The sequence below is a fragment of the Streptomyces sp. NPDC006458 genome, assembly GCF_040612135.1.
GTDB lineage: Bacteria > Actinomycetota > Actinomycetes > Streptomycetales > Streptomycetaceae > Streptomyces.
In genome coordinates this window covers 1-19017 of sequence record NZ_JBEXPR010000060.1, presented here as the reverse complement: position 1 = coordinate 19017, position 19017 = coordinate 1, and the positions used below count along the sequence as shown (strand labels likewise).

At 73.9% G+C, this 19017-nt stretch carries 19 protein-coding genes and 4 pseudogenes; 12 read left to right on the top strand and 11 right to left on the bottom strand.

The window, feature by feature from the left end; all coding sequences use genetic code 11:
* Positions 1-525 precede the first annotated feature (525 nt).
* Entirely contained in the window at positions 526-1347 is an 822-nt protein-coding gene (locus ABZZ79_RS38765; protein WP_356697247.1) for a PP2C family protein-serine/threonine phosphatase, read from the top strand.
* A gap of 55 nt (positions 1348-1402) precedes the next feature.
* Positions 1403-2419 (top strand): MASE1 domain-containing protein, encoded by a 1017-nt coding sequence (locus tag ABZZ79_RS38760; protein WP_356697245.1) that lies wholly within the window; start codon positions 1403-1405, stop codon positions 2417-2419.
* On the opposite strand, the gene ABZZ79_RS38755 is transcribed toward ABZZ79_RS38760, so the two are convergent.
* Positions 2410-2634 (bottom strand): hypothetical protein, encoded by a 225-nt coding sequence (locus ABZZ79_RS38755; RefSeq protein ID WP_356697243.1) that lies wholly within the window; start codon positions 2632-2634, stop codon positions 2410-2412. The two genes, ABZZ79_RS38760 and ABZZ79_RS38755, sit on opposite strands and share 10 nt — an antisense overlap.
* Before the next feature lie 79 nt (positions 2635-2713).
* Positions 2714-2983 (bottom strand): annotated as a pseudogene (locus tag ABZZ79_RS38750) (DUF6233 domain-containing protein); the annotation flags it as partial.
* Between the two features lie 124 nt (positions 2984-3107).
* Here ABZZ79_RS38750 and ABZZ79_RS38745 point away from each other — a divergent pair.
* Positions 3108-3368, top strand: coding sequence for a hypothetical protein (locus tag ABZZ79_RS38745; RefSeq protein ID WP_356697241.1), 261 nt, complete (start codon positions 3108-3110; stop codon positions 3366-3368).
* Positions 3369-3795: 427 nt separating this feature from the next.
* Here ABZZ79_RS38745 and ABZZ79_RS38740 read toward each other — a convergent pair whose 3' ends face one another.
* Positions 3796-5523, bottom strand: coding sequence for a GAF domain-containing sensor histidine kinase (locus tag ABZZ79_RS38740; RefSeq protein ID WP_356697239.1), 1728 nt, complete (start codon positions 5521-5523; stop codon positions 3796-3798).
* A 325-nt stretch (positions 5524-5848) separates the two neighbouring features.
* On the opposite strand from ABZZ79_RS38740, the gene ABZZ79_RS38735 reads away from it, so the two are divergent.
* Complete coding sequence (locus ABZZ79_RS38735) at positions 5849-6340, top strand: pyridoxamine 5'-phosphate oxidase family protein (RefSeq protein WP_356697237.1); 492 nt, start codon at positions 5849-5851, stop codon at positions 6338-6340.
* Between the two features lie 337 nt (positions 6341-6677).
* On the opposite strand, the gene ABZZ79_RS38730 is transcribed toward ABZZ79_RS38735, so the two are convergent.
* Positions 6678-7340: a pyridoxamine 5'-phosphate oxidase family protein gene (locus tag ABZZ79_RS38730; RefSeq protein WP_356697235.1), complete on the bottom strand. Its 663-nt coding sequence runs from the start codon at positions 7338-7340 to the stop codon at positions 6678-6680.
* Between the two features lie 5 nt (positions 7341-7345).
* Positions 7346-8416 (bottom strand): zinc-dependent alcohol dehydrogenase family protein, encoded by a 1071-nt coding sequence (locus tag ABZZ79_RS38725; protein ID WP_356697233.1) that lies wholly within the window; start codon positions 8414-8416, stop codon positions 7346-7348.
* 267 nt (positions 8417-8683) lie between these two features.
* Between ABZZ79_RS38725 and ABZZ79_RS38720 the strand changes: the two genes are divergently transcribed.
* Complete coding sequence (locus ABZZ79_RS38720) at positions 8684-9043, top strand: STAS domain-containing protein (RefSeq protein ID WP_356697231.1); 360 nt, start codon at positions 8684-8686, stop codon at positions 9041-9043.
* Between the two features lie 666 nt (positions 9044-9709).
* On the opposite strand, the gene ABZZ79_RS38715 is transcribed toward ABZZ79_RS38720, so the two are convergent.
* Positions 9710-10615: a universal stress protein gene (locus tag ABZZ79_RS38715; RefSeq protein ID WP_356697229.1), complete on the bottom strand. Its 906-nt coding sequence runs from the start codon at positions 10613-10615 to the stop codon at positions 9710-9712.
* A 221-nt stretch (positions 10616-10836) separates the two neighbouring features.
* Between ABZZ79_RS38715 and ABZZ79_RS38710 the strand changes: the two genes are divergently transcribed.
* A complete protein-coding gene (locus tag ABZZ79_RS38710; protein WP_356697227.1) occupies positions 10837-11301 on the top strand; it encodes a cyclic nucleotide-binding domain-containing protein in 465 nt (154 codons plus the stop codon).
* Between the two features lie 169 nt (positions 11302-11470).
* The gene (locus tag ABZZ79_RS38705; protein ID WP_356697225.1) at positions 11471-12175 is read left to right on the top strand and encodes a response regulator transcription factor; all 705 of its coding nucleotides are present in this window, start codon (positions 11471-11473) and stop codon (positions 12173-12175) included.
* 182 nt (positions 12176-12357) lie between these two features.
* On the opposite strand, the pseudogene ABZZ79_RS38700 reads toward ABZZ79_RS38705, so the two are convergent.
* From ABZZ79_RS38700 to ABZZ79_RS38690, 3 genes and pseudogenes are all read right to left on the bottom strand, one after another.
* A pseudogene (locus ABZZ79_RS38700) lies at positions 12358-12637 on the bottom strand (endonuclease/exonuclease/phosphatase family protein); the annotation flags it as partial.
* 33 nt (positions 12638-12670) lie between these two features.
* Entirely contained in the window at positions 12671-13141 is a 471-nt protein-coding gene (locus ABZZ79_RS38695; protein WP_356697222.1) for a GreA/GreB family elongation factor, read from the bottom strand.
* A 109-nt stretch (positions 13142-13250) separates the two neighbouring features.
* Positions 13251-14171 (bottom strand): NADP-dependent oxidoreductase, encoded by a 921-nt coding sequence (locus ABZZ79_RS38690; RefSeq protein WP_356697220.1) that lies wholly within the window; start codon positions 14169-14171, stop codon positions 13251-13253.
* A gap of 732 nt (positions 14172-14903) precedes the next feature.
* On the opposite strand from ABZZ79_RS38690, the gene ABZZ79_RS38685 reads away from it, so the two are divergent.
* Positions 14904-15041, top strand: coding sequence for a hypothetical protein (locus ABZZ79_RS38685; RefSeq protein WP_356697218.1), 138 nt, complete (start codon positions 14904-14906; stop codon positions 15039-15041).
* Between the two features lie 28 nt (positions 15042-15069).
* Here the strand turns inward: ABZZ79_RS38685 and ABZZ79_RS38680 are convergent, their stop codons facing one another.
* Complete coding sequence (locus ABZZ79_RS38680; RefSeq protein ID WP_356697216.1) at positions 15070-15441, bottom strand: hypothetical protein; 372 nt, start codon at positions 15439-15441, stop codon at positions 15070-15072.
* Positions 15442-15632: 191 nt separating this feature from the next.
* Positions 15633-16355: a VOC family protein gene (locus ABZZ79_RS38675; RefSeq protein WP_356697214.1), complete on the bottom strand. Its 723-nt coding sequence runs from the start codon at positions 16353-16355 to the stop codon at positions 15633-15635.
* Positions 16356-16942: 587 nt separating this feature from the next.
* On the opposite strand from ABZZ79_RS38675, the gene ABZZ79_RS38670 reads away from it, so the two are divergent.
* The 4 genes and pseudogenes from ABZZ79_RS38670 to ABZZ79_RS38655 form a co-directional block, all read left to right on the top strand.
* Positions 16943-17140 carry a hypothetical protein gene (locus ABZZ79_RS38670; protein WP_356697212.1) on the top strand — a complete coding sequence of 66 codons (198 nt, stop codon included), beginning with the start codon at positions 16943-16945 and terminating at the stop codon, positions 17138-17140.
* A 79-nt stretch (positions 17141-17219) separates the two neighbouring features.
* Positions 17220-17489 (top strand): hypothetical protein, encoded by a 270-nt coding sequence (locus ABZZ79_RS38665; protein ID WP_356697210.1) that lies wholly within the window; start codon positions 17220-17222, stop codon positions 17487-17489.
* 213 nt (positions 17490-17702) lie between these two features.
* Positions 17703-18113: pseudogene (locus ABZZ79_RS38660) on the top strand (discoidin domain-containing protein); the annotation flags it as partial.
* Positions 18114-18224: 111 nt separating this feature from the next.
* Positions 18225-18919: pseudogene (locus tag ABZZ79_RS38655) on the top strand (chitosanase); the annotation flags it as partial.
* Positions 18920-19017 lie beyond the last annotated feature (98 nt).

Here is a 19017-nt window from a genome sequence, read left to right as displayed (position 1 = left end):
GTACATCCAGTACGAGGGCCTGCACCCGGCACACCGAGAGCACGCGCCGGACGCCGCTCCTTGACGGGCAAACGCTGCCTGCCGGGGCACTAGGCCTGGGTGTTCACGGCTCCCGCCGCGGGGACTGCCCGGGACCGGGCGGGCGTGTGCGGCGTCCCGCGGGCGGCCGCCGACCGAGGCGGGGCGGCACGGGGCATCGGACCGGGGCCGTGCGCCACCGTAGGCCGGGGAGCGTCCCGCTCTGCCCGGCTCACCGCGGCAGGCGTGGTCCGGCCGTGGTTGCCTCGGTCCGGCGGACGCTCCGTGCGCGGCGGTCTCGGTCCAGCCATGGTTGCCTCGGTCCGGCGGGCGCTCGGTGCGCGGCGGCACTACGATCGGCCGTGGGGTCTGCGCGGCAGCCGTCTCCGCCTCGGGCGGGCCCTGACCGGCGACGGACCATGAGCCCTGAGCCCGGAAGAAAGCCCATCTTCCGCCGGTCGTGTGGTCCTCGCCCGGTGGCCCGTTTCCGGCGCTTCTCGGAGGCCCATGTCCCGGCATCGTTTCAGTCGCCAGGCGCAGGCCGACGCCCTGCTGGCCAAGCTCGACCAGCTCACCGCGCAGGCGTTGGAGCAGACGGAGCTGCACCGGGCCCGGATCGAACTGGCCGTGGTGCTCCAGCGCGGGATGCTGCCCGACTTCCTGCCCGAGCTGCCGGGCCTGCGGGCGGCGGCCCGTTACGCGCCCGCCCGGTCCGGCCTGGACATCGGCGGCGACTGGTACGACGGCTTCCGGCTCGCGGACGGGTCGCTGGCGTTCTCGATCGGTGACGTTCAGGGCCACGACGTGGAGGCGGCGGCCTTCATGGGCCAGGTCCGCATCGGACTGCGCGCGGCGGCCGCGTTCACCAACGACCCCGGTGAGGTGCTCAGCCGCACGAACGACCTGCTCGTGTCGATGGACTGCGGTCTCTTCGCGACGTGCAGCTTCCTGCGGTTCGACCCGGCCACCGGGGATCTCCTCGCGGCCCGGGCCGGACATGTCCCCGCCGTCTGGGCGGCGGCCGACGGGCGCGGCGGCGTCATCGAGGACGAGGGCGGCGCGCCCCTCGGCATAGTGCCCGGAGCGAGCTTCCCCGTCACCCGGCACCACCTGCCCGACCGAGGGGCGATCGCCCTGGTCACGGACGGGGTGCTGGAGGGACCGGCGTTCCCGATCGAGGCCGGGCTGGAGGAGGTGCTGCGCATCGTCCGCTCCGGGGCGGACGAGGATCCGGACCGGCTCGCGGCGCGGGTCATCGAGGTCGCCGACCTGACCGGGCACACGGACGACGCGGCGGTGCTGGTGCTGGCTTCTGCGGGACCAGGGTGACAAAGGGGCGGCGGCTGGCGTGTCACCGCCCGCCTCGCGCCGGGCATGGCGTGTCATGGCGGACGTGGTGCGTTCCGTGGGCCTGCGACGTCCGGCTTCGACCGGGGTCACGATCCTCGTCGTCGCGCTCGCCTACGCCGTCACGGGCAAGCTCGGCCTGTTGGCCCACGTCGTCGTGGGAGGCGCCCGCATCACTCCGCTCTGGCCGGCCACGGGTGTGGCCCTGGCCTCCCTGCTGATCGCCGGCGTCCGGGTCTGGCCCGGCATCGCCCTGGGCTCTCTGCTGGTCATGGCGAGCCTCGGCCCGCTCACCCCCGCCGCCCTCGCCATCGCCGCGGGCAGCGTGGCGGGGCCGCTGTGCTCCTGGTGGCTGCTGCGTCGTCTCGGTTTCCGCACCGAGATGGACCGGCTCAAGGACGGCCTGGCGCTCGTCTTCGGAGGCGCCCTCGCCGGGATGCTGGTCAGCTCGGCGGTGGGAAGTGTGACGCTGCTGGTCCGCGGGGGGCTCACCTGGAGCGAGTTCTGGTCGGTCTGGGCGGCGTGGTGGACCGGCGACGCCATGGGCGTCCTGGTGGTCACACCGCTGCTGCTCGGCCTGCGCAACGCCATGCCGCTCCGGGAGAGCGGCATGGGTGAGTGGCTGGAACGCGCGCTGCTGGTGGCGGCCACGGTGGCCATCACGGCGGCCGTCACGGACAGCCCGTTGCATCTGCTGTTCCTGGTGTTTCCCCTGCTCGTCTGGGCGGCCCTGCGTACCCAGCTGGTCGGCGCCGCGCCCTGTGTGCTCGCCCTCTCCGTGCTCACCGTCGTGGCCTCCACCCACCGGCGTGGCCCCTTCGCGGACCGCAGCCTCATCGAGAACATGGTCGTCCTCCAGGGCCTCAACGGCGCGGCCGCCCTCACCACGCTGCTGCTGGTGGCTGTGGTCGCCGAGCGCGAGAACACCTACCGCAAGATCGAGCAGGCCTGTGCCGTCCTCACCGAGGTGGTGGCCGGCCTCTCCCCACCCGGCACGCTGGGCCAACCGCTGCTGCCGGGGGAGCGGGACCCCGAGAAGCCCGATCAGCGCTGACGGGACAGCCCCTGGGCCGGCTCGGCGCTGACGTACCGGGCGTTGGTCCCCCATCCGGCCAGGGCCGGGGCCATGCACCACCGGCACAGGGGTGTGCCACCACGGCCGTACTTGTGGGTCTTGCGCTGACATGCCGCGCAGGGGCCGACCTGGTCGCCGGGGCAGGTGAGGGCGGAGGGGTCGGGTTCGGCCGGGGGTGGTGCGGTTGCGCTCATGGGGCTGGTCCTCGGTTCCGGTGGTGTGTCCTCGGCTGTGTCGGGTGCGGGTGGATAAGTCGATGATGCGCAGCTGGACGTCGGGCTCGCAGTGGCCGCAGGCGGGCAGGCCGCCGGCGGTCAGGAGGCGGAGGGCCTCCTCGCGGGTGATCCGCTGTCGCCGTTTCCCGGCCAGGTGGCAGGTACCGGAGTGAACCCGCACCGGCGGGCGACCGGTGCCGATGCCTAGTTCGACGAGCCACTCCGGGGGCTCGGGGCGGACCCGGCGGCCGTGCTCCTCCTCGGCCTGCCGCCGCTGGAGCGTGGCGATCTTGGCGTCGATCTGCCGCAGGCACAGCGCGTGCCACACCCGCAGGGTGCGCAGGCGGTCCAGGTCGGGCGGCAGGTCATCGAACACACTTTTGATTCTAGGCTCAGTGATCAGCCTGTGGCGCACTCGCGTGTTCGATTTTTTGTTCGATAACGTGGGGAAGGTGAAGCACTACCCCTTCCCCCCGGACCTGCTGCGCCTGCAAGCCGACTGGCATCGCACCTACGCCGCCCTCGCCGCCCCCCGTCCGGCACACAACACCCTCCTGCGCCGCCGCCTCCTCGCCCTGTCCGTCGAACTGCAGTGGCACCCGTACTGGTCGGCCCCGAACGCCGGCCCGGCGGCCCGAGTGGAACTGCGCGAGCGGGCCCGGGTGCCTGAGAGCCGGACCTTGGGCAGCGCCGGACCCGGCCGGCCGAGGTGAGCTCCGCCGCGTCGAGGAACGCGGCGACGGCCTGCCGGAACGCCAGGGCGAGCGCTTCCGTCTCGTCCTCGGTGACGGCGTCGCCGATGCGCTGGGCTGCGTCGAAGGCGGCTCCGCCCGGGGCGACGATGCTCGGGTCCGGCGCGATGAGACGAACGCGGTGGAGGGCCTGCCCCGCCTCGCGTCGCCGCGTCCTGCGTACGTTTCCGCGCGGGCCTCGTCCAGCACCTCGGGTGGGCGCCACTGGGGTACCAGCACTTCAGCAAGGCGTTCGCCGCATGATCTGGGAGACGGTCGGCGACAGCGGCACCTTGACGGCGGCCCTGGCCACAGGTCTGCGCTGACGCCCCGCACGACGCACCTGTGCCCCCAGGAAGGGCGGGGCCCGGGGACCGGACCGTCCGTGGGTCCCGCCCGGGGCGCGCGACTACTCGGTGGCCACCGGCGCCCACCACACCAGCGTGGTGCCGCCGCCAGGCGGACTGCTCAGCTCCAGTTCCCCGCCCAGCTCCCGAGCCCGCTCGGCCATGTTGCGCAGCCCGCTGCGGCGGCCCCCCGCCGGGATGCCGACGCCGTTGTCCGTGACGGTGAGACGCACCTTCCGCCCCTCGGCCGCGAGGACGACGTCGGCCCGCTCGGCGCGGGCGTGCCGGGCGATGTTGGTGAGGGCCTCGGAGAGCACGGCCACCACATGGTCGGCGATCTCGCGCGGCACCTCGGTGTCCACCAGGCCCTCCATCCGCACACTGGGCGGAAAGCCCAGCACCTGAGCCTTCTCCCCGGCGACCCGCACCACGCGGGCCCGCAGCCCGGTCCCGCCGGTGCCCTCGCGCGAGCGCAGACCGAAGATCGTCGACCTGATGATCTTGATGGTCTCGTCCAGGTCGTCCACCGCGCGCACCACGCGCTCCGAGGCCTCCGGATGCTCGATGAAACGGCCCGCGCTCTCCAGGGTCATGCCGGTCGCGAACAGCCGCTGGATCGCCAGGTCGTGCAGATCGCGGGCGATCCGGTCGCGGTCCTCCAGCACGGCGATCTGTTCGGCGTCCCGCCGGCGTTCCGCGAGCTCCATGGCGAGCGCGGCCTGCGCCGCGAAGCCGAGCAGCGGTTCGATCTCCTTGCCGGCGAACACCGTCTGCCCCGCCTCACGGACGAGCAGCACGACACCGCGCACCCCGCCCTCGCCCGTGCCGACCGGTACGGCGACCGCGGGACCGAGCCCGGTGAAACGCGGCGGCCCCGCCGCCACCCGCTCGTCGTCGGAGATGTCCGGGGTGGTGGCGGGCGCGACCGTCGTGAACGCCTCGCCGATCAGGCTGCCGTGCTCCGGCAGCACCAAGCCGCGCAGCGCCTCCGCCCGTGGGCCGATGGCCAGTTCCACGCCGAGCGAGTCGGTGTCCTCCATCGGCATCGCGACCACGGCCAGGGCCGCGCCGGTGATCTCCCGCGCCCGGTCGGCGATCAGCCCGAGCACCTCGCCGTGTTCGGCGCCGGACATCAGGCTGTGCGTGATCTCCGCGTTCGCCCGCAGCCAGCGCTCCCTGAGCCGGGACTCCTCGTACAGCCGGGCGTTGTCGATGGCGACACCCGCCGCGACGGCCAGCGTGGACGTCACCGAGACGTCCTCCTCGTCGAACTGCGCCCCGCCCCGCTTCTCGGTCAGGTACAGATTGCCGAAGACCTGGTCGCGCACCCGGATGGGGACACCGAGGAACGTGTTCATCGGCGGATGGTTCGGCGGGAAGCCGTACGACGCCGGGTGCTCGGAGATCTTGGCCAGACGCAACGGCTCAGGGCGGCGGATGAGTTCGCCGAGGATGCCGTGCCCCTCCGGGTAGTGGCCGATCTCGGCGATCTGGCGCTCACTGATCCCGACGGTGTGGAAGTCGGACAGGCGCCTGCCGTCGGGTCCGATCACCCCGAGCGCCGCGTACTCGGCGTCGACCAGCACGGCGGCCGCCTCCACGATGCTGCGCAGCGCCTGGTGCAGATCCAGCTCCCGGCCGACCGAGAGCACCGCCTCCAGCAGACTGTGCACCCGGTCCCGTGTGCCGCGAGCGGCGTCGAGGCGGGCCTGAAGCTCCCCCAGGAGCTCGTCCAGCCTCAGCTGCGGCAGTCCTGCCCGGGCCTGCGGGGGCTGCTCGTGGCTTGCCACCTGCGTCTCCTCCGATCCGTGGGTGGTCTGGCGCGGGCCGCTCCGGCCGTGTCTCACGCTACCGGTCCGGGGTGTGCGACGGCGCGCGACCGGGGCCCTTCGCCGTGCTCCCGCCGCGGCGCCCCGGACGCCCGCTCCGCACAGGGGCCGTTCGGCCCCCCTGGCCGGGACGGACAGCACCTGTCGGCGCGGCCGCCGCGCGCTCGACGCTGTAGCGGTGCCCCGGCCGAGGAGCACGGCCGGTGAGGAGGACGAGTGACTCCCTGGCTCCGCCCGGACCCCGGCACACCGACGAGCGAGCCCCACACGGTTACGGAAGTGCGCCATGCTTCACCACGACAGCCGGCCGGCCGGACCGGCAGCCACCGGACCTCGCCGTACCGTCGAACTCGACGCCGACGAGGCGCTACGGCTGCTGGGCAGCGTGTCCCTGGGCAGGATCGTCTTCACCCGGCACGCGCTGCCGACCGTGCGCCCGGTCAACCACGCGCTGGACGGCGGCGACATCGTCATCCGCTCGCACGAGGGCGCGGCCCTCACCTCGCACACCCGGCGGACCGACGCCTCGGGGGTCGTCGTCGCCTACCAGGCGGACGCCATCGACCCGCGCACCCATCTCGGTTGGAGCGTGGTGGTGACCGGGTACGCCAGGCCGGTGACCGACCCCGACGACCTGGCGCGCTGCCGCGCGCTGGTACGGCCGTGGGTGGCGCGGACCATGGACCAGGCGATCCGCATCCGCCCCGATCTGATCACGGGCATACGGCTCGTGGGGGACGGTGACCTCACCGGAGACGGCGGCCCGGACGCGGGATGATCCCGGCCCGGAACGCGGGACGGTCGGCGCGGGGAGCGGTCTCGGCCGGGACGGGTGGGGGTCCGGGGCGGAATGGACGGGTCCGGTGCGGGGGATGGTCGGCGCGGGGAGGCGGTCTCGGCCGGGACGGGGTTGGGGGTCCGGGGCGGAACGGACGGGTCCGGTGCGGGGGATGGGTCGGCGCGGGGAGCGGTCTCGGACGGGTGGGGGTCCGGGGCGGAACGGACGGGCCGGGAACGGGGAATGATCCCCCGGGGAGGCGGTCCCGGCCGGGACTGGTCGGGGTCCGGGGGGAACGGACGGGTCCGCGTCACGCCCTGATGCCGGGCCGCCCGTGTCACGCCGTGATACGGCGCCCCGTGATCGTCTGCGGCTCGATCCGTATCCACAGCTCCCGGTCGCCCCCGGCCCAGGGCCGGCTGTGCGCGGTGTCCGTGAGCCGTCGCACCTCGTCGGGTTCGGTGACCGTGCCGGCGCGTCCTCGCACGAGCACGCTCCAGCCCTGCCCGAAGGTTTCGTCGATCCGGTCGACCTCGAAGGCCACCTGCTGGTCCGCGGCCGACGAGGGCGTCGTACCGGAGGCGGTGCGGTAGACGACCGCGTCGTCGACGACGCTGTAGTTGACCGGCACGATCACCGGCCCTTCGGAGGTCGCCACCGCCACCCGCCCCACGCCGTGCGCGCCGAGCAGCGACCTGCACTCGTCCGGGTCCAGTTCGGTGAACTCGGCGGTCCGGGAAGCCTGTTCGGGGCCGGGCGGCAGGTCGGCCTGGCCGCCGGTGAGGTCGGAGACCGTGGTGTCCAGGGCCGCCGCAAGGGTGAGCAGGGTGCCCCGGCCGGGCGTGGCGCCGGGATGCTCCTCCAGATGCGTCAGATAGCTGACGGCCACCCCGGCCCGGTCGGCCGCCTCCGGCCGGGACAGGCCGAGTTGGGCGCGCCGCGCCGCCAGTCGTCGTCCCAGGTCGCCCGAAGGCCGTTCGGCGGACGTGGTTCCTGCCATGGTGGTCACCTCAGCTCACCGGTGTCGGCGCTGGCCATCGTCCCGTCGAGCACGACCTTGAGCGCGCCGGTCTCCGCGGCTCGCGCGAAGACGTCGTAGGCCTCTTCCATGCGGTCCAGCGGGAAGGTGTGGGTGACCAGCTGCGCGGTGGGCAGCCGTCCGGCGGTGGCCATGCGCAGCAGGGTGGGGGTCGAGTAGGTGTCGACCAGACCGGTGGTGATGGTGATGTTCTTGATCCACAGGTCTTCCAGGTGCAGGGTCGCGGGGGCGCCGTGCACACCGACGTTGGCGACGTGTCCGCCGGGCCGGACCATACGGGTGCACGCCTCGAAGCTCTCGGGCACGCCGACCGCCTCGATCACGACATCGGCGCCGAGCCCGTCCGTGAGGTCCGCGACCAGCTGCTCGGGGTTCTCCCGCGCGTTCGCCACGGCGTCGGCCCCGAGCCGCCGGGCGGCGTCCAGCCGGGCCGGTGCCAGGTCGACGGCGACGATCCGCTCCGGGGAGAACAGCCGGGCCGTGCTGATCGCGGCCAGCCCGATGGGTCCCGCGCCGACCACCGCGACGGTGTCGCCGGGGCGGACCCGCCCGTTCAGCACGCCCACCTCGTAGGAGGTGGGGAAGATGTCGGCGAGCAGCACGGCGTCCGCGCTCGCCAGGGAGCCCGGCAGCGGGTGCACGGACAGGTCCGCGTAGGGCACCCGGACGTACTCGGCCTGGGTGCCGTCCACGAGATGGCCGAGGATCCAGCCCCCACCGCCCCGGCACTGGCCGTACATGCCCCGCCGGCAGTACGAGCAGCGCCCGCACGCGCTGATGCAGGAGATCAGGACGCGGTCGCCCGGTCGTACGGTCCGCACGTCCCGGCCGACCTCGACGATCTCGCCGACCGCCTCGTGGCCGAGCACGGTGCCGGGGCGTACCTCGGGCACGTCACCCTTGAGGATGTGCAGGTCCGTGCCGCAGATGGTGACGGCCTCGACCCGCACGATCGCGTCGGTGGGGTCCTTCACGGCCGGGTCCGGGACCTCTTCCCAGGCGGACTGTCCGGTGCCGTGGAACACATGGCCCTTCATGGCGTTCCTCACCTCGCTCGAAGTGGCGCGGAGTCCGGGCCCGGCGGCCGGTACGAGCGGCCTTGCCATCCGGCGCCGGAACCGCCCCGCACCTCCAGCCTGACCCCGGTGCGGGGCGACCGCTTGGGCCGGTCGGGCCCTTCGCGGGCCCAACGGGGTACGGCCGGCGCGACCGCCGAAGGGGCGTCGGGCGGGTCCGCGGGAGCGGACCGGAGGGGGACCGTTCGGCCCTACCGCGAACCTCGGCGGTGGGGCTTTCATCTGCACATGTCCGAGAACGACACGAGGGCCGCAGCAGCCCGGACCGTGCGCCATGTCGAGGGGACGACCGTCCTGACGCTGCACGGCGAGATCGACGTCCTGACGGCGATCCCGGTGGCCCGGCACCTCGACGACCTCACGTCTGCACCGCACCCCGACCTCGTGGTCGATCTGCGTCCCGTGTCCTTCATCGACTGCTCCGGGCTGGCGGTCCTGTGCCGGACCCGCAACCGCGTCCGGGCCCGGCACGGCCGGCTCCGCCTGGTCAGCGCCAGCAACTGCTTCCTGCGCATGCTGCAAGCGACCGGACTGGGCGAGGTGTTCGAGATCCACCCTCACCTGCCCCTGGGGGCGCCGGGCGCGTGACGCCCGAGGGACCCGCCGGACCGCACACTCCCACCGGCGCGCCCGGCAGGTCGCCCGTTCGGCGGCCCGGAACGCGCTGTCGTCCCGCCGGTCGGTGAGCCGGTCGACGACGGCGAGCACACCGTCGACCCGGCCGGTCGCCGAGACGGCGATCTCCGTCCCGCCCCTGCCCTGACGCCCACCGTTCCGGACGCCCGCGTCCGGAACGGGCGGCCGCCGCACGTGCCGCCCGGCCAGGATCCGGGCGGCCTCGCCGAAGACCGTGAGCGGCGGCGCGGTCGTCACCGCCCGGCGGTGCGGGCCCCGTTGCGCGCGGTCTGCCGCCGGGCGCCGCGCGTCAGGGCCGCGAGACGCGTCCGGCGCGGCGCCGCGGACCAGCGGGAGATCTCGCCCGGCGCACCGGCGGGAGATCTCCGCGCGGCGCACCGGCGGGAGGTCTCCGCGGCGCACCTGCGGGAGGTCTCCGCGCGGCGCACCTGCGGGAGGTCTCCGCCCGGCGCACCGGCGGGTCCGTCTCGGGGACGGCCCCGAGCACCCGGTCGTCCTCCTCCACCATCGGCACTCCGCTGAAGCGGTGGTCGGCCGGTGGCAGCGCCGGCTCCTCGGAGCGTGTCTGCGAGGTCCGTCCGGACACAGTGCGCGGGGCGGGGGCGCGGCACGGGTCGTTCAGTCGTGCGGGACGACGGCGACGGGGGCGACGGCGTGGTGCATCACGGCGTGGGCGACGGACCCGATGCGGGCACCGATCGGGCTGCGCCGGACCCGGCGGCCCACGACGACCAGGGAGGCCTCACGCGAGGCGTCGACGAGGTGGGGCGCGACGGCGCCGTAGGGCGTTGCCTGGAGGACCTCCACGTCCGGGAACTTCTCGCGCCAGGGGCGCAGCACCTCGTTCAGGGCCACGGCCTCCTGCCGTGCCAGCACCGTGTGGAGTTCGGGATTCACCGACAGGCCGTACGCGTAGTACGGCGGCGGGTTCCAGCCGTGCACGACCCGCAGGGTGGTGTCGCGGCGGGAGGCGGCGGCGAACGCGAACTCGATCAGCCGCGCGTCCGGGTTCTCGATGTCCAGGCCGAGCACCACCGGCCGGAACGGCCCGGCGGCGGACGGGATGCCCGCCGGGTCCATGGCGTGCTCGTCCGCGGCCTGCTGCCCGGCCCGGACCAGGACCACGGGCCGTTCCGCGCGGGCCACGACGGCGAGCCCGACCGAGCCGAGCAGGAAGCCGCCCACCCCGCCGAGCCCACGGGAGCCGAGGACCAGCAGTTCGGCGTCCTCGGCCAGCTTCGCCAGCACCTCGGCGGGCAGGCCGGACATCTGCTCCATGGTCACGTCGAGGCCGGGGTGACGCAGCCGGATACCCTCGGCCGTCTCGCGGGGGATGCGCTCGGCCCAGTGCTGCTGGGTCTCGGTGCCGAGCAGCGGCGCCTGCGCCAGGGGCTCCGGCACCGGCTCCGTGACATGCACCAGTTTCAGCGGCAGTCCGAGCAGCCGCGCCTCGCGCGCCGCCCACTCGGCCGCCGCGCGGCTCTCGCGCAAGCCGTCGAGACCGACGATGACGCTGCGTGTCATGATCCCCACCTCCTGGACCGGGACTTCCACTTCGAGCCTGCGTCCGGCACCGCCGCCACCGGCAGGGGCCACTGGGGCCTGACGAGGGGACGACCGGCCCAGGGGGCGCCCGGGGCGAGGGACCCGTCCGGCCCGCCCGCACGGCCCGGACGGCCCATGGCACCCCGTCGGGGGCGGCGGGACGCTGGCGGCGAAGGTTCCGTCGAGTCGGGAGGCAGATCGTGATCACCACCCCCACGCCCAGCATGCTGCGCGCCCTGCCCGCCGAGCACCGCGAGAGGCTCCTGCGCACGGCCCGGCCGGTGTCCTTCCCCGCGGGGACGCGTCTGTTCGAGGAGGGCGGCCGCGCCGACCGGTTCTGGATCGTCCGGACCGGCACCGTCGAGCTCGACATGCGGGTGCCCGGCCGGCGCGCGGCGGTCATCGAGACCCTCCGGCACAACGACCTCATCGGCTGGTCCTGGCTGTTCACCCCGCACGTCTGGCACCTCGGCGCCGAGGCGACCACTCCCGTGCGGGCCTACGAGTTCGACGCCACGGCCATCCGCTCGATGTGCCGCGACGACCCCGGCCTCGACCACGCCGTCACCCAGTGGGTCGGCGACGTCCTCGCCCACCGGCTGCGCTCCGCACGGACCCGGCTGCTGGACCTGTACGGGCCCTGCGGATCCGGCAGCCGCATCTGAACCCCCGTGCGCCCGACCGAATCCCGAACCCCGTGCGCCGCCCCCCGAACCGCTCTGTGCGGCCCCGACTGGGGCCGGTCGGCCCTAGTGCCGCCCGGCCCGGCGCGCGATGATCGAGCCGAGAGCACTCGGCACGCTCGCCACGAACCACTGGGGACAAGGGGTCGTCATGGCCGGCACAGGCACCTTCACGGAGCAGAACCCGATCCGTGTGTTCCTCCTGGACGACCATGAGGTCGTACGACGGGGCCTGACCGACCTCCTCGACGCCGAGCCGGACATCTCGGTGATCGGCGACGCGGACACCGCCGAGCACGCCCTCGTGCGGGGCCCGGCACTGCGCCCCGACGTCGCCGTGCTGGACGTGCGTCTCCCCGACGGCGACGGCATCACCGTCTGCCGGGAGCTGCGCAGCCGGATGCCGGAGCTGGCCTGTCTGATGCTGACCTCGTTCGACGACGAGGAGGCCCTGCTCGACGCGATCATGGCCGGCGCCTCGGGCTACGTACTCAAGCAGATCAGGGGCACCGACCTGGTCTCCGCCGTGCGCACGGTCGCCTCGGGGCAGTCCATGCTCGACCCCGCGACGACGGCCCGCCTGATGCGGTCGCTGCGCACCGACCCCGCCGAGACGCCCGCGGTCCCGCCCGAGCTCGCGAGCCTGTCCCCGCGGGAGCGGGACATCCTCGCCCTGATCGGCGACGGTCTGACCAACCGTGAGATCGGCAAGAAGCTCTATCTGTCGGAGAAGACCGTCAAGAACCACATCTCGCGGCTCCTGGCCAAACTCGGTGTCCAGCGCCGGGTCCAGGCCGCCGTCCTGGCCTCCCATCTGGAACACCCGGACACCGGCGACCGGCCCGGAACCCGCTGACGGACACGACGGACACGACGGACACCCCGCGGACGGGCGCCCGCACGACCTCATGCGGGCGCCCCAGGCCGAACGGTCCCGGGCGGCACGATCCCGAGGGGGTGACCCAGGCGGAACGGTCCCAGGCGGCAGGCTCTCGCGCGGGTGGCCGCGTGCGGGTAGCTCCAGGTCGCACGGTCCCGGGGCAGAGCGGCCGGGAAGCTGAAGGCGAAGCCGCGCCGAGGAGTGTCGAGCCGCCAGGTCAGTGGGGCCAACCCCCGGTCGTCGACCGTCCCGTTGAGGCACCGAGGAGGATCACCGACCGCTGCTCCTCGGCAGCGATCACCCGGCCCAGCGGCTCGGCGCTCGCGTCGCGCCGCGAGGAGGCCAGCCGCCCGCCCCCAGCCGGACCGAGGGCAGGTGGGCGACGTACGCGGCGATCCGGCCGTACGGCGTGTGGACCACCGTCCGCAGCCCACGGCTCCGAACGGGTCGCTCCGAGGCCGCCGCCACGGTCTACGAGGCGCCCAACGAGACCACCGTCGCCGTGTCCTGTCCGCCGGGCGTCAGGTAACTGACGGTGTCGCCGACACGGTGTCCGAGCAGCGCGCCGCCCAACGGGCTGTCGGCCGTCACCAGCGTCTCGTCGAGCGCGACGGCGATCTCGCCGATCTCGACCGTCTGCTCCGAACCGTCCGCGAACCGGACGGTGACGGTGCTTCCCACGCCCACCACGTCCGTCGGCGCGGGTTCCGCCGCGGTCCCCTGGCGGAGCCGCAGCGTGATCTCCTCGATCCGGGCGTCCAGCCGATGGAGCTGATCAGCGCGCTGCAACTCGTCGGCCTGGTCCGCGAGATCGCCGATCTCGTCGGAGTCGCCGCCCTGGAGGGTCTCCGCGACCGTGCGCCGCTCGGCCCGCAGATGGGTGAGTTCCTGCTCCAGCGCGCGACGGCCCTCGGCGCCGATCGGTCGGGGTCCACCGGTCATGTCCGCTCCTTCGGGATCATGTCCGCTTCCTCGGGACGTGCGGATGAGGGGCGTTGAGGGGGCAGGGGCCCCCGGACGAGGGCGCCCAGGGGTCGGACGCGCTCGGCGGTCAGAGGACGACGACCAGCTTGCCCCGGGTGCGCCCGGTCCGGCTGGCGTCGAAGGCCGCGCCGGTCTCCTCCAGCGGAAACGTGCCCGCGATCTCCACGGTCAGCGCGCCCCGGTCGGCCACCGAGGCCAGCTCGGCGAGCTTCGCACCGTCCGGCCGCACCCAGATCCACTGTCCGCCGTGCTGCTGGACCGTCGGGTCCGCGATGGAGACGTGACGGCCGTCAGGGGCCAGTACGGCGAGGGTCACATCGAGCTGCCCGCCCACGAAGTCGGCGACGGCACTCACCCCGCCGGGCGCCGCCGCGAGCACGCGCTCGACCACGCCGTCGCCGTACGCGACCGGTTCCGCGCCCAGGCTCCGCACGAAGTCGTGGTTGCGTTCGGACGCCGTCCCGATCACCCGCGCGCCCCGGTCGACGGCGAGCTGGACCCCCAGACTTCCCACGCCGCCCGAGGCGCCGTGCACCAGCAGGGTGTCGCCCGCGCCCACGTCCATCCGGTCCAGGCTGCGCAGCGCGGTCAGCCCGACCAGCGGCAGCCCCGCCGCCCGGGGCCAGTCCAGAGCGGCCGGCTTGCGGGCCACGGCCATCGCGTCGACCGCCACGTACTCCGCGAAGGTTCCCGCGTGCACGACGTCCTTGCGGGCGTAGGCCATGACCTCGTCCCCGACGGTGAAGTCGGGCACGTCCGGTCCGAGGCCGGTCACGACCCCGGCCACGTCCCAGCCCGGGATGACGGGGAAGACGGCGTCCATCATCCCGTCGAGCCCGCCCGCCATGAGCTTCCAGTCCACCGGATTGACCCCGGCCGCCCGTACCTGGATGAGCACCTGCCCGGGGGCGACCTTCGGGTCGGGGACCTCGCCGTGCCGCAGGCGCGCATTGTCCTGGGCGTAGGCGTTGTACGTGACCGCACGCATGCGTGAACCTCCTCGAAAGGTGTAGTCGAGTACATCACGGGCGGTGGGGGTGCGCAGACTCAAGGGCCGCCTGTCGGGCTCGCGGCAACCGCCGGGGCGACGGCACAGGGTGTGCGGCCAGCGGTGGAGAGGCGAAACGCTCGGGGATATCGTGTTTGTGCTGATCTGATCGCCTGCGGGCGACTCCATTGACACCGTGAGAGGTTGCCATGTCCTCGAAGCGACGCCGCAAGAAGAAGTCCCGCCGCAAGCACGCCGCGAACCACGGGCGCCGCCCCCAGTGCTGACCGCGGCACGTCCCGCCGAGCCGAACCGGCCGCCGCCGATCCCGTGATCGCGGCGGCCGGCCGTCGTGGTCGCCCGTGCCCCGATCCGCGGGCGAGGCGTCAACCGGCAGCCGTCAACCGGCGGCCGTCAACCGGCGGCCGTCGACCGACGGACGACCAGCGACGTCGGCAGGACCACGTGCCGCTCGCCGAACTCCTCGCCCGCCAGACGGGCCAGCAGCATACGGGCCGCCGTCTCCGACCCGGCTCTCAAGCGCTGGGCGGCGGACGTGGCCGACGAGGAGGGCCGTGAACTCCGCGGCCCGCGTGCCCTGTTGGCTGAAGCGGGGGTGCCCGACGGCAACCCGCACGAGGGGCACGACATGCCGGGCATGGTCAACGCCGGGAGTGGGCGGCTCTGCGTGCCGCCCAAGGGGCGCCGTTCGACCGGCTGCTGCGCTCCGCAATGCGCGAACACCTCCTCCAGACACGGAAGTCGGCGACCTCCATGCGCGCGGCGAAGGTGGACCCGGCCGTCCGTGACGTCGCGCTGGCGACGGGGGACTCGGCCGCCGACGCGCTGCGGCGCATGCCGTCCGCCTGACCCACCGCACGGGGGTCGCGCGGGCCCGTCAGAGGGTGCGGCGCCGCAGCGCGGGGGCGGGGTGGGGGAGGGGGGTGGCGGCGGCCGGTGAGAGGCCGTCGAGGACCAGCGCGACGTAGCGCTTCCAGCCGTCCTCGTCGGGGTCCATCGTCCACAGCACGCTGACGAGCATGGCCATGATCCTCCGGAGGTCGTCGGGGACCAGGTCGTCCCGGACCACCCCGGCCCCTCTGCCGCGCTCCACGAGCCTCTCCAGGGCGACGAAGAACTGGTCGCCGGTCTGGGCCGTGAGCACACCGGCGGCGCGGGCCGCTGTCAGAACGTTGTAGTCGCCGGCCGCCGACGACAGTGCCGCCTCAAGGACGAGGGTCAGGCCGCGGCGCGGGTCCTCGTCCGTCATGGCCCGTTCCACCACGGGCAGGCGCCTGCCACCGCCGGCACCTCGGGCGCCTCCCTCGGCTCCAAGCGCTGATCGTCCGGGTGCGAGATCGTCCGGGTGCGAGACCGTGCCCCGGGCCCGTGAGACGGGCCCGGGGCGCGCGGGTCCCGCCGGGGCACCGCGTCAGGCGCAGCGGTCGGGTGCTTGCGATGTCACCGGGGCGGCAGCACGCCGAACTCGTTGCCGTCGGGGTCGGCCAGCGCCACCGCGCCGTTCTCGTCCCGGCCGGGGTCGAAGCGGGTCGCCCCCAGCGAGAGCAGTTCGTCCACGACCGCCCGCTGCTCGACACCGTCCGCCGGGACGAGGTCGAAGCGCAGCCGGTCCCGGCCGGCCCGCGGCATCAGCGGCGGGCCGCCCCAGGTGATCTTCGTGCCGCCGCCCGGCGCCTGGATCGCGGTCTCCTCGTCCTGGTCCCACACCAGCGGCCAGCCGAGCGCCCGGCTCCAGAAGTAGCCGACCGCCTGCGAACCGTCGCAGGCCAGCGCCCCGATGACCCCGGTGTCGGCGAGGAACTTGTTGCCCGCGGCGATCACGCAGAACTCGTTGCCCTCGGGGTCGGCCAGTACGACGTGGCCCTCCTCCGGACGCTGGCCGACGTCGATGTGCCGCCCGCCGAGTTCCAGGGCCCTGGCCACCGTCCGCACTTGGTCGTCCGGTGACGTGCTGGTCAGGTCGAAGTGCATCAGGTTCTGGACGGTCTTGGGCTCCTCAGAGGGCACGAAACGGAGACGGAAACCGCCGTCGTCGCCGGGCAGCAGAGTGACGCCGTCGCGCGGGTCCTCGACCAGTTCCCGGCCCAGGACCCCGGCCCAGAACCGTGCGACACGCAGTGGCTCGTGCGCGTCGAAGCAGAGCGCGAACAGGTGACTCGTCATTTCCCACATTCCTTCGGTCCGCTGGTCGCCGCTGTCGGCAGTCCCCCGGTCTCCGCCGCGCTGTCGACAAGACGCCTCGTCGGTTCGTCGCCGGGCAGCCTAGGGGCGTGACCATGTCACTCGCACCCGGGTATCCGCCGTGTGACCGCGTCACTCGCACCTGGGTATTCGGCGTGTGACCGCGTCATGCGCACGCGAGTGTTCGGCGTGTGACCGTGGCATTCGCGCCGTGGTGTTCGGCGCATGACCGTGCCTCCCGCGCCGTGGTGTTCGGCGGTGCCCGCGAGGCCGTGCGCGGGGGAACGTACGCCGGTGTTTGGCAGGGCGGCGGGGGAGTGCACGCCGGGGACGGCGGGGCCGGTTCCGCCTCTGCGGTTGAGGTGGCCGCCGGTCGCGTGGACAGTGAATTCTATGAACCGGCACCGACGCCCTCGCCGACGGGCTCCGTGGATCGCGGGGGCCGTGGCTGTGCTCGCACTGACTGGGGCCGGGACGTGGGCGCTGATGGCCCAGGAGAACGACTCGCCGAGCCCCAGGCCGTCGGAGTCCACCGATCTCTCCCTGCCGACCGTGTCCCCGCTGCCCTCATGGACCCCCGCGCCGGACACGTCTCCCACCGCGCGCCCGACGCCGACGCGCACGCCCTCGCCGACGCGGACCTCCGGATCGGGGGAGCCGACCCCGACCGGCGAGCCGCCCGCGCACCGGCCGACGGCAGCCGACACCTCGGCCGCCGTACGGACCCCGCGGGCGACACCGACGCACCCAGGGGCCGGCACCCCTGAACCGCCGGCGCCCGCGCAGACGCGGACGGCGACCCCGCGACCTGTGCCATCCGCCACGCCCCCGCCGACCCCGCGACCTGTGTCGTCCGCCACGCCCACGCCCACGCCGACCCCGTCACCCTCCACGCCGTCCCCCTCCGCCCCGCCGACCGGTGGTACGGGAACGTCGACGACCTGGTTCACCTCGCCGCAGGCCGTGGCCGCCGCTCAGCGGATGGCGGCCGCGGGCGCCGTCGGCGACCCGGCGTGTTCGATGGCGGCCGTGGGACGGCCCGATCCGAGTCTGGTTCCGCAGGTCGGCCGCATCGGCATCGGCAACTCGGGCGCCTACTGGTGCCTGATCTGGTAGGCCGGGCCCCGGAAGCCGCCGGCGCGGGCCGCGGGCCGCGGTCTTCACTGTGACGAACCGACGCGACCGGTCACTGTGACGAACCGACGCGACCGGTCACTGTGACGAACCGACGCGACCGGGTCGGGCAGAGGCGGTTGCGCCGGAGGCGGCGCTTCCCCACCCTTCCGATCGTTAGGAAAGTTTCCAAACAGTCGCCCCCACTGGAGTGACATGTCTCTGATGCACATTCAGCGCGTCGCCCCGCTCACCGCTGCCGTGACAGCCGGACTCCTCGCCCCCGTCCTGACCGGCATCCCCACCGCCACCGCCGCCCCCTCGAACCTCGCCCTCGGCAAGCCCGTCGCCGTCTCCTCCACCGAAAACAGCACCCTCGGCGGCGCCAAGGCCGTCGACGGCTCCTCCTCCACCCGCTGGGCCAGCGCCGAAGGCGTGGACAACCAGTGGATCCGCGTCGACCTCGGAGCGGGCACCACCGTCAACCGCGTCGTCCTCAAGTGGGAGGCGGCGTACGCCAAGGCCTACCGCGTCGAGTTGTCCGACGACGGTTCCACCTGGCGCCGGCTCCACAGCACCAGCGCCGGTGACGGCGGCACCGACGACCTCACCGTCAGCGGCACCGGCCGCTATCTGCGCGTGTACGGCACCCGGCGCGCGACCCCGTACGGCTACTCGCTGTGGGAGGTGGAGGCGTACGGCAGCGGCTCGACCACCCCGCCGTCCTCCGGCACCGACCTCGACGACCCGGCGAAGAAGGAGGTCGCCATGAAGCTGGTGTCCTCCTTCGAGAACTCCTCCCTCGACTGGCGCGCCCAGTTCGCCTACATCGAGGACATCGGCGACGGCCGCGGCTACACCGCCGGGATCATCGGTTTCTGTTCGGGCACCGGCGACATGCTCGACCTCGTCGAGCGCTACACCGCCGCGAAGCCGGGCAACCCGCTCGCCCGCTACCTGAACGCGCTGCGCGCGGTCAACGGCACGGACTCGCACGAAGGGCTGGACCCCGGCTTCCAGGACGCCTGGCGCGAGGCCGCCCGCGACCCCGCCTTCCAGGCGGCCCAGGAGTCCGAACGGGACCGTGTGTACTTCAACCCGGCCGTGTCCCGGGCGAAGTCGGACGGACTCAAGGCACTCGGCCAGTTCGCGTACTACGACGCGGCCGTGATGCACGGCGAGGAAGGCTTCCGCGGTATCCGCCAGGTGGCGCTGTCCCGGGCGAGGACGCCCGCCCAGGGCGGCAGCGAGACCACCTACCTGCACGCCTTCCTCGACGCGCGGGAGGAGGAGATGCGCAGGGAGCCCGCGCGCACAGCGACACCACCCGCGTGAGCACCGCCCAGCGCCGGTTCCTCGACGAGGGCAACCTCCAGCTCGACATCCCGCTCCACTGGAGCGTGTACGGCGAGGCCTTCTCCATCACCTCATGACCGGCGCCCGCCCCCGCTGACCCACCGGCCCCGGCCCCCCCCCCCCCCCCGGGGGGGCCGCGCCCCCCACCCCCCCCAAGAAGGACCAAAAGAAAAAG

What these genes read in the sequence shown, in the direction of transcription:
- ABZZ79_RS38730 (WP_356697235.1), bottom strand. Translation starts at nt 7,340, where the DNA reads ATGGCAGGAACCACGTCCGCCGAACGGCCTTCGGGCGACCTGGGACGA.
- ABZZ79_RS38765 (WP_356697247.1), top strand. Translation starts at nt 526, where the DNA reads ATGTCCCGGCATCGTTTCAGTCGCCAGGCGCAGGCCGACGCCCTGCTG.
- ABZZ79_RS38680 (WP_356697216.1), bottom strand. Translation starts at nt 15,441, where the DNA reads ATGACGGACGAGGACCCGCGCCGCGGCCTGACCCTCGTCCTTGAGGCG.
- ABZZ79_RS38670 (WP_356697212.1), top strand. Translation starts at nt 16,943, where the DNA reads ATGGACCCCCGCGCCGGACACGTCTCCCACCGCGCGCCCGACGCCGAC.
- ABZZ79_RS38705 (WP_356697225.1), top strand. Translation starts at nt 11,471, where the DNA reads ATGGCCGGCACAGGCACCTTCACGGAGCAGAACCCGATCCGTGTGTTC.
- ABZZ79_RS38715 (WP_356697229.1), bottom strand. Translation starts at nt 10,615, where the DNA reads ATGACACGCAGCGTCATCGTCGGTCTCGACGGCTTGCGCGAGAGCCGC.
- ABZZ79_RS38760 (WP_356697245.1), top strand. Translation starts at nt 1,403, where the DNA reads ATGGCGGACGTGGTGCGTTCCGTGGGCCTGCGACGTCCGGCTTCGACC.
- ABZZ79_RS38690 (WP_356697220.1), bottom strand. Translation starts at nt 14,171, where the DNA reads ATGCGTGCGGTCACGTACAACGCCTACGCCCAGGACAATGCGCGCCTG.
- ABZZ79_RS38725 (WP_356697233.1), bottom strand. Translation starts at nt 8,416, where the DNA reads ATGAAGGGCCATGTGTTCCACGGCACCGGACAGTCCGCCTGGGAAGAG.
- ABZZ79_RS38755 (WP_356697243.1), bottom strand. Translation starts at nt 2,634, where the DNA reads ATGAGCGCAACCGCACCACCCCCGGCCGAACCCGACCCCTCCGCCCTC.
- ABZZ79_RS38695 (WP_356697222.1), bottom strand. Translation starts at nt 13,141, where the DNA reads ATGACCGGTGGACCCCGACCGATCGGCGCCGAGGGCCGTCGCGCGCTG.
- ABZZ79_RS38685 (WP_356697218.1), top strand. Translation starts at nt 14,904, where the DNA reads ATGCGCGAACACCTCCTCCAGACACGGAAGTCGGCGACCTCCATGCGC.
- ABZZ79_RS38675 (WP_356697214.1), bottom strand. Translation starts at nt 16,355, where the DNA reads ATGACGAGTCACCTGTTCGCGCTCTGCTTCGACGCGCACGAGCCACTG.
- ABZZ79_RS38720 (WP_356697231.1), top strand. Translation starts at nt 8,684, where the DNA reads ATGTCCGAGAACGACACGAGGGCCGCAGCAGCCCGGACCGTGCGCCAT.
- ABZZ79_RS38735 (WP_356697237.1), top strand. Translation starts at nt 5,849, where the DNA reads ATGCTTCACCACGACAGCCGGCCGGCCGGACCGGCAGCCACCGGACCT.